Raw genomic sequence first — 3531 nt, 5'->3', positions numbered from 1 at the left:
GAAGTGACCGATCTCGTGCGTGGCCACGGAGACGAAATCGAACGTGTTGGGCCTGCCGGAGGGATCGACGGACCACACGAAGAGATTGCTGAAAAAGATGTCGGATTCCACCAGCTCGCCGTTGCGCAAATTGATGATCTGGATCGTGGCGCCGAGAATGCCCGCGCCTTCGAGAGACGGGTCGGAAGTGAACGTCAGAGTGCTCATCTGATCGAAAGGCACGAAACCGGCTCCGGTGAGGCCGGCGAGCTCGAAAGAAATACTCGCCGTCTCGACGTCCTCCCAGGTCTGGAAGGAGGCCTGAATCGCTTCGACCGTGTCGTCGAGGGAAAAATCGCGCGGCTTCCGATCGTTGACGAAGTACGGCACGGGAAAGCTCGAGGTGGGCCATTTGACGGTCGCCGCTCCGCCGGAGAGAAGCTCCACCTCGATGAAGTGGTACGCAGAGGCTTTCGGCCCGATGGCGAGCACGAAGAGCAGAAACAGGGCTTGGCAACGATGGGTCATGGCTCTACCTGGAGAATTCCGCGATCCGCGCTTCGATGTCGGCCAGCCGATAGCGGTTCACCGGGTCGGCCGGCGTTCTCGAGTCCGTTCGGTAGTTCGCCAGAACGAGACCCGAGATGTCACGCTTCACGATCCTCTCGCCCGACGCATCGGCGATAATGGTGAACTTTCCGAGCGACAGCCCCATAACCGTCGGGATCCGGGCGCCCGCGCCGGAGCAGAAGAGCAGGACCTCCTCTCCCGGCTCGAAAGACGGGGCGCCGGGCATTCTGACAATGAACGGTCCGACCTGACCCCCGGGAAGCCGAATCGTCATCGATCGCGCTGCGCTTCCTCCCTTCAAGTACCGGTCCACGTCGAAGGTGGTGTACGTGTAGAGCGCGGTTCTATCGGCGTTCCAGTCCGCCCGCTGTCCCGTGACTCGTCCGACGAAGATCACGTCGGAGCGCCCGGTCATCTGCTCCAGGTTCATCGCAACCACGGTTGCGGCGCGCGCTTCGAAGCTAGCGAGCGCGGCACCGACGAGTACGAACCAGATCACACGCATCAAACGAACTCCTTGGATGGGGTCGATGAGGTCATGATAACGCGCTTTTCCCCTTTCGATTGGAGGAAGGTTAATACGGCGTCCGCCGCGCGTGCCGACGCCCCGCCCCCGCCGAGCTTCTCTCTGACTTCGTCGAGCCCGCGCATCATTTCCGTTCGGGCCGGTCCGTCATCCAGTATCCGGGTGAGTTGGGTGGCGATCGCCTCCGGCGTCATGGCATCCTGAATCAGCTCCGGCACGACTTCCCTCCCAGCCACGAGATTGACCATGGAAAAATGCGGAACTCTCACAAAGGAACGACCGAGGGCATAGCTCAATCGACCCACCCGGTAGACCACGACCATGGGAGTTCCCGAGAGTGCCGCTTCGATGGTCGCCGTGCCGGACGCGACCACGGCCGCGGTCGCGTGGATTAGACCATCGGCCGGCCTCCGATCGAGCAGGCGGACCCGATCGACGTCCTCGGCGAGCGCGTCCAACAAGACTCTCGGCGGAACGGTGGGCGCTCGACTCATGATGAATTGCAGCTCGGGTCTTCGAGTCCCGAGGAGGCGAACCACACGGCGCAGAACGGGCACGTGGAGCTCGACCTCGCTTCGTCGGCTACCCGGAAGGAGCATGACGATCGGACGTTCCGCCTTTAGCCCGAGACCGGAGCAAAACGACAGCCGGTCGAGATCGGATCGAACGAGATCGACGAGAGGATGGCCGACGTAGCGAACCTCGATCCCTTCGTCGCGGTAGAATGCCTCTTCGAAAGGGAGAATGACGAGCATCTGATCCACGATCTCGCGGATGGTGCTGAGCCGCCCTCGCCGCCAGGCCCACACCTGGGGACTCACGTAATAAAGGATGGGAATCCCGAGAGCGTGGAGCCTTTTTCCCAGACGCAAGTTGAAGCCGGAGAAGTCGACCAGGATGGCAGCGGCCGGCCTTAGCGCTCGCGCCTCGGCGAGGAGGAGTCGCATGGCTCGCTGAAGCGCGGGCAACTTGCGAAGAACTTCTACCAATCCAATGACGGAGATCTCGTCGAGATGCACGACGAGGTCCGTACCGGCGCGCTTCGCACGCTCGCCCCCCAGGCCGAAAGCTCGAAGCGCCGGCAGGCGTCGTCGAAGCTCCAGAAGAAGCTCGGAGAGGTACAGGTCGCCCGACGCCTCGCCGCAGCTAACGAGAATCGGGATTTCGTTCGACACGTTGACAGCGCTTGGCGGCCGAATATAGCATGCTCCGGCTTTCGTCTTCCTGAGCGACGCCCAAAGACGTGTCGAGCCATAAACCCAAGCTCGTCGGAACCGTCTTCAAACTCCTCGGCAAACAAGCCTCGGTTCGCGTCGATACCGGGCAGGGCCATCGAGTCTTCGACTGCCACTTGCGTGGTCGACTCTTCGACGACGAGGAGGCTGACGTCAAGACCCAGATTGCCGTCGGGGATCGCGTCGAGATCGACCCCCTGGTCGCGCTCGAGCTTCATACCCCCGACGAGACCGTTCCCGGGGTATTGCACGAGGTGCTCGAGCGCCGCACCGCCGTGGTCCGCATGGCCGGGCGTCGCAAGCCGAGGTTACAGGTACTCGCGGCGAACGTCGATCAGCTCGTGGTCGTTTCGGCCCTTCTCGAGCCTCCGTTCAAGACTGGGCTCATCGACCGGTACCTCGCCATCGCCGAGACAGCACAGATCGCCCCCGCCGTCTGTCTCAACAAGGTCGACCTCGACGACGGTGTCCTGCTCGACGAGGCGAGACAATCGCTTCGTCTGTACGCCGAGCTCGGCTATCCCCTCGTGTTCACGAGCGCAAGGAAAGGCGTTGGTCTCGAGGAGCTTCGTGCGCTGCTCACGAACAAGCGCTCGATGCTCGTCGGGCACTCGGGAGTGGGAAAGTCGAAGCTCGCTAACGCGATGGTGCCCGGCGCGAAGCTCGCGAGCGGCGAAGTGAATCGTCGAGGCCGGGGGCGCCACACCACGAGCGCGTCCACGCTTCTAGCGCTCGATTTCGGTGGAGAGCTGGTGGACACGCCCGGCGTGCGCGAGCTCTCCCTGCGGCACATCGACCGAGCCGATCTAGCCGCCGCCTTCGTAGAGTTTCGACCCCACCGCGACGCCTGCCATTTTTCCACCTGCAGCCACATCCCCGAGCCGCACTGCGGCGTCAAGAAGGCAGTCGCGGAGGGCGCCATCTCGAGAACGAGATACGAGAGCTATTGCGGTCTTTACGAGGAGCTCGGGTAGCTCCACCCCGTGCGTTCGGCTGCCAGGCCGCCCTTGGGAAGAACAGAACCAGTCAAGTAGACTGATCCTATGAAAACGTTATCGTCGAGCGAGTTCAAGGCCAAATGCCCCGCGATCCTCGATGAGGTTGCCCGCACGGGAGAGCCGGTGACTATACTCAAACGAGGAAAGCCGGTTGCTCAGCTCGTCCCGCCTGTTCCTCGGAGCGAAGGCTATCCCCAAGAGCAAATCATCGGGACTGTACGCA

5 protein-coding genes are annotated in these 3531 nt (G+C 62.6%); 2 read left to right on the top strand and 3 right to left on the bottom strand.

What is annotated here, in order from left to right; genetic code table 11:
* The 3 genes from VEK15_05740 to lpxB form a co-directional block, all read right to left on the bottom strand.
* Nucleotides 1-507 (bottom strand): hypothetical protein (locus tag VEK15_05740; protein HXV60175.1); only part of this gene is annotated, 507 nt, incomplete at its 3' end.
* 4 nt (nt 508-511) lie between these two features.
* Nucleotides 512-1054, bottom strand: coding sequence for a hypothetical protein (locus VEK15_05735; GenBank protein ID HXV60174.1), 543 nt, complete (start codon nt 1052-1054; stop codon nt 512-514).
* Nucleotides 1054-2250: a lipid-A-disaccharide synthase gene (lpxB, locus tag VEK15_05730; GenBank protein ID HXV60173.1), complete on the bottom strand. Its 1197-nt coding sequence runs from the start codon at nt 2248-2250 to the stop codon at nt 1054-1056. Before lpxB ends, VEK15_05735 begins: the two co-directional genes overlap by 1 nt.
* Nucleotides 2251-2318: 68 nt before the next feature.
* Between lpxB and rsgA the strand changes: the two genes are divergently transcribed.
* Together rsgA and VEK15_05720 are read left to right on the top strand one after the other, a co-directional pair.
* Nucleotides 2319-3284, top strand: coding sequence for a ribosome small subunit-dependent GTPase A (gene rsgA, locus VEK15_05725; protein HXV60172.1), 966 nt, complete (start codon nt 2319-2321; stop codon nt 3282-3284).
* Nucleotides 3285-3353: 69 nt separating this feature from the next.
* Nucleotides 3354-3531: type II toxin-antitoxin system Phd/YefM family antitoxin (locus VEK15_05720; GenBank protein ID HXV60171.1), on the top strand; the 178-nt coding region annotated here is incomplete at its 3' end.

Source organism: Vicinamibacteria bacterium, from assembly GCA_035620555.1.
In the GTDB taxonomy this organism is placed as follows: Bacteria; Acidobacteriota; Vicinamibacteria; order Marinacidobacterales; family SMYC01; genus DASPGQ01.
Note: the sequence above shows the minus strand (reverse complement) of the source record. Positions and strands in the feature narration are given on the sequence as shown.

Coding starts and splice junctions, on each gene's coding strand:
- VEK15_05735 (HXV60174.1), bottom strand. CDS start 1,054: ATGCGTGTGATCTGGTTCGTACTCGTCGGTGCCGCGCTCGCTAGCTTC.